The organism is Haemophilus sp. HMSC071C11 (assembly GCF_001837655.1).
Lineage (GTDB): Bacteria > Pseudomonadota > Gammaproteobacteria > Enterobacterales > Pasteurellaceae > Haemophilus > Haemophilus influenzae.
Window position 1 is genome coordinate 73708 of sequence record NZ_KV833450.1, and the last position, 301, is coordinate 74008.

Consider the following 301-nt stretch of genomic DNA (forward strand, 5'->3'; position numbering starts at 1 on the left):
CAAACAGGCAAACATCACCACGCTAAACAAGGCGCGTTGAATTTACAGTGGACGTTTTAAGTTTAGTAGTAACAAAAAAATCGGCAGGAAAATCTTCTGCCGATTTTTTTATTCTGAAAGTGCGGTCATTTTTCGTTTTATTTCCACCAATTTTTTACCGCTATTTCGATATCAGCCAATGTAGGGTGGGCGTAAGCCCACGCGTATTATTAATAACATTCTTTTTTTCGTGGGCTTACGCCCACCCTACAAGGTTAACCTTACAAGCAACATTCAATCGCCAAACAGGCAAACATCACCA